This window comes from Nocardiopsis lucentensis DSM 44048, assembly GCF_000341125.1.
In the GTDB taxonomy this organism is placed as follows: domain Bacteria; phylum Actinomycetota; class Actinomycetes; order Streptosporangiales; family Streptosporangiaceae; genus Nocardiopsis; species Nocardiopsis lucentensis.
Window position 1 is genome coordinate 1 of the sequence record NZ_ANBC01000853.1, and the last position, 3,743, is coordinate 3,743.

Here is a 3,743-nt window from a genome sequence, read left to right on the forward strand (position 1 = left end):
GGTCGGCCAGGTCCGCGAACTGCGGGAGCGGGAGCGGCTCATCTCGTCCGTGCTCACCGCGCCGGACGCCGAGTACACCTCCGGCGAACTGGAGGAGGGGGTCAGCATGACCCTCGTGCACTCCGAGGAGCGGGGCCGCATCGTGTTCGGCGCCCAGGGGCTGTCGGAACTCGAGGGACGGGACTACCAGCTCTGGGTGACCCACGAGAACGGGGCGGTCACCCCGGCCGGCCTCCTCGCCCTCGACGACGAGGGCGTGGCCGTTCCCGTCGTCGCCGCGGCCGACGCCGAGGGCGCTGAGGGCGTGGCCGTCACGATCGAGCCCGAGGGTGGATCCGAGCAGCCGACCACGGATCCCATCGCGGCGATGACGTTCAGCGGCTGACAGCCGGTGTCCGTGGCCTGACGGGAGTGTGCCCCCTCAGGCCACGGACACCTCCTCCGGCCGGGGCAGGGACCGCATCACCGGGGTGAGGGTGCACAGGGCGGCCGCCCCGGACACGAGCGCCATGGTCAAGAAGACCCATTCGGGTCCGGCGTGGTCGTAGACGAGCCCGACGCCGAGGATCCCCACGGGCTGGGACAGCATCGCCAGGAATACGACGGCGCCCAGGACGCGCCCCTGCCGCGCGTCGCCGACCGAGGCGGCCACGTACCCGTGGAACAGGGCGTTGGCGCTCGGGACGATGGCGAACACGCATCCGACGACTACCCCGAGCAGGAGCACGTTGGGGGCCGCGAGCAGCACGAGCGCGCCCAGCGGGGCCGACCACGCCGCCACGAGGAAGGTCGCCGACGGGCGCGCCCACCGGACGACCAGCCCCGCGACCAGGGACCCCACCAGGCCGCCGGTGCCGGCCAGGGAAACGGTCATGCCGATCTGGAGGTGGGAGGCGCCCTGCCCCTCCGCGGTCGCGATGATGGCGAGGAAGGACCCCGTGACGGTGAAGACCAGGTTGAACCCCAGGATCCACGCGATCATCGGCCGCAGAACGGGGTGCCTGACCAGCAGGACGAAACCGTCGGCCACCCCGCGCAGAGTCCACCCCTCAGCCTCGGAACGGTCCGCCTGCATGGGTCGGCGGACGGCCAGCAGCAGGACGGCCGAGGCCAGGTAGGTGACGGCCTCGACGGCGAACGGCAGCGCTCTTGCCAGGTTGAACAGCGACCCCGCGACCGGGGCGCCCAGGGCCGTGGTGCCGAAGAGGCGGATCTGGTTCTGGGCGGCGGCGTCCGCGAGCTGGGCGGCCGGGACCAGCTGTTTGGTCGCGGCCGTGGCCACGGGGTTGGCGATCCCCGTCATGGTGGCGGAGGCGACCGCCACGCACGCGATGAGCGGGATGGACGCGTGCCCGGCCAGCAGTAGGCCGGTGAACAGGACGAGGAGGGCCAGCCGTCCCAGGTCGCAGACCAGCAACACCGCGCGCCGGTTGATCCGGTCGGCGAGGGCCCCGCCGAGGACGGCGGAGACCATCGCCGCCGTCACCTGGGCGGCCCCGATCGCACCGGCCTGCGCGGCCGATCCCACGAGGGCGAGCACCAGGAGCGGGTAGGCGACCTCACCGCTCTCCTTGCCCAGTCCGGCCAGGAACCTGCTGGTCCAGAGCGCCTGGAAGTCGCGGTTGCGCAGAAGCGCCCGGGACCCGTTCGCCCCGACCCGGCACGGGGCCCGTCCGGGTGGCCCGGACGGGCCCCGCCGCTCGGTGGTCATGTGGACCGGTGGAACGCCGTGGGAACCGGTCTGGAAGGCCGATCGGGGGGTGCGGATCTCATGCCGCCATTATGCGCGCACGACCGACCTTCCCGTGGTACGCCGACCCACGGATTCGGCGGCCGCCTCGATGGTGCGCGGGGTGCGTTCGACGTAGGCCACGACCAGGGCGACTGTGAGCGATCCACCAGCCACGAACAGGTACGACGCACCCCATCCGCCCGTCAGCTCGCCCACGAGGCCGAAGAGCAGCGGCCCGCCCAAGGCGATCCCGCTGCCCACTCCCTGGACGAAACCGGAGAGGGCGCCCGCCCCTCCGGGGGTGGTGCTGCGCGTGTTGATCATGGTCATGGTCACCACGAACAGGCTGGTGCCCATGCCGAGGAAGACCGCCCACAGGGGTGTCAGGTGCTCGGGGGCCACCGCGACTCCCAGGTAGCCGATCGCGTACCCGGCCACGCCGAGCGCGATGATCGGGAAGGTGTTGGCCGAACGCACGGTGGCGGTGGGCGCGACCAGACCGAACAGCAGGCTCACGCCGACCATCAGCGACACCATGCTCCCGGCGAAGGCGTCGGTGTGCCCGGCGTCGGCGAGCAGGGTCGGCAGCCACGTGAAGAGAGTGAAGACGTTCCAGGTGACCATTCCGAACAGCAGGGCCATGCGCCAGGCCATGCCCACGCGCCAGACGGGGCGGGCCAGCGCGGTTCGGGTCGGGGCGGGCACGGCCTGGGCGGTGTCGCCCCGGGTGGGGCTCAGCCACTGGAGGACCCACAGGCCGGCGGCCGCCAGGGCGATCACGGCCCACGCGCCGATGGCGAGGCGCCATCCGACGGCCTCGGCGAGGGGAACGGCGACCAGCGGCGGGAAGAGGGCGCCCGTGTGGATGGCGACCATCTGAACGGTGCTGAGCGTCGCCAGGCGGTCGGGGAAGTACTGCTTGATCAGGGGCGGCAGCACGACGTTGCCCAGCGCCGCGCCGGCGAGGGCCACGGCGGTCAGCACCAGCAGGGTGCCGGTGTCGGGCGCGAAGGCGCGCAGGGCCTGGCCGAGGGCGGTGAGCAGCATGCTCAGAACCGCGGTGAGCTCCGGGCCCAGGCGACGCATGATCGCCGGGGTGACCAGACCGAAGACGGCGAAGGCGATCAGCGGCAGGGTGCCGAACACGCCGATGACGGTGGCGGCGAAGCCGAACTCGTCCCCGACCGTGGTCAGCAGGGGTGACAGGGCGGTGACCACCAGGCGCAGGTTCAGTGCCGCGCAGGTGATCGCCAGCAGGGCCAGGGTGCGGCCTCGGAGGGCTCCTGTGGGAGCCGTGGTGAGCGGCCGGACCGACGGTCGGTCGGTGGCGGCCGCGACGGAGGAAACGCTCATGACGGCGACGGACGTCCCTTGTTGTGCGGTGATGCGGCGCTGCATCAGAGCGGGGTCGACCGGCGGGCGACGCTGCCTGCCCGGAAAGGATCGGCTTCCCTGGGCGAGCCAAATACGACCTTTTCAAGGAAATGTTATGCACAAAGCGGTCGCATACACAACTTTCCGTACTTAATACGGCTACTATGGGGTTATGGCTGATCTCGACGAACTTGATACGGCGATCCTGGCCGAACTCCAGTCGGACGCACGACGCACCAACCGGGACGTGGCCTCAGCGGTGGGCGCGTCCCCGACCACGACGCTGGACCGGACCCGCGCGCTCAGGGAGAGGGGTGTGATCCGGGGCGCACTGCTGGACGTCGACCTGGAGCTCATCGGCCGACCGGTGCAGGCACTCATCACCGTGCGCATCGTCAAGCCCTCACGGCACAACATCGAGGCGTTCCGCGACTGGGTGCGCTCCCTTCCCGACACCCTGTCGGTCTTCGTGACCTCGGGAAACGAGGACTTCCTCATCCACGTCGCCCTCCCGGACAACGACAGCCTGTACGCGTTCGTCGTCGACAAGCTGACGGAGCGGCCGGAGGTCGCCGACGTGCGGGCGTCGATCGTCTACGAACACCTGCGCAACGACCGCATCGCCCCCGCCACGGCG

The 3,743-nt window shown here is 71.3% G+C and carries 4 protein-coding genes; 2 read left to right on the forward strand and 2 right to left on the reverse strand.

Translation table 11 applies throughout. The features are described from left to right. Positions 1–385, forward strand: a 385-nt coding sequence (locus D471_RS0129680) for an anti-sigma factor (RefSeq protein WP_017601978.1), incomplete at its 5' end; no start/stop codon positions are given. 36 nt (positions 386–421) lie between these two features. Here the strand turns inward: D471_RS0129680 and D471_RS0129685 are convergent. After that, positions 422–1,711: an MFS transporter gene (locus tag D471_RS0129685; protein WP_017601979.1), complete on the reverse strand. Its 1,290-nt coding sequence runs from the start codon at positions 1,709–1,711 to the stop codon at positions 422–424. 69 nt (positions 1,712–1,780) lie between these two features. After that, a complete protein-coding gene (locus D471_RS0129690) occupies positions 1,781–3,085 on the reverse strand; it encodes an MFS transporter (protein WP_017601980.1) in 1,305 nt (434 codons plus the stop codon). A 193-nt stretch (positions 3,086–3,278) separates the two neighbouring features. Here D471_RS0129690 and D471_RS0129695 point away from each other — a divergent pair. Beyond that, on the forward strand, positions 3,279–3,743 hold a 465-nt coding region (locus D471_RS0129695; protein WP_017601981.1), incomplete at its 3' end, for an Lrp/AsnC family transcriptional regulator.

Excerpts from the sequence above, each read along its gene's own strand:
- D471_RS0129685 (WP_017601979.1), bottom strand. The coding sequence starts at position 1,711 with ATGACCACCGAGCGGCGGGGCCCGTCCGGGCCACCCGGACGGGCCCCG.
- D471_RS0129690 (WP_017601980.1), bottom strand. The coding sequence starts at position 3,085 with ATGAGCGTTTCCTCCGTCGCGGCCGCCACCGACCGACCGTCGGTCCGG.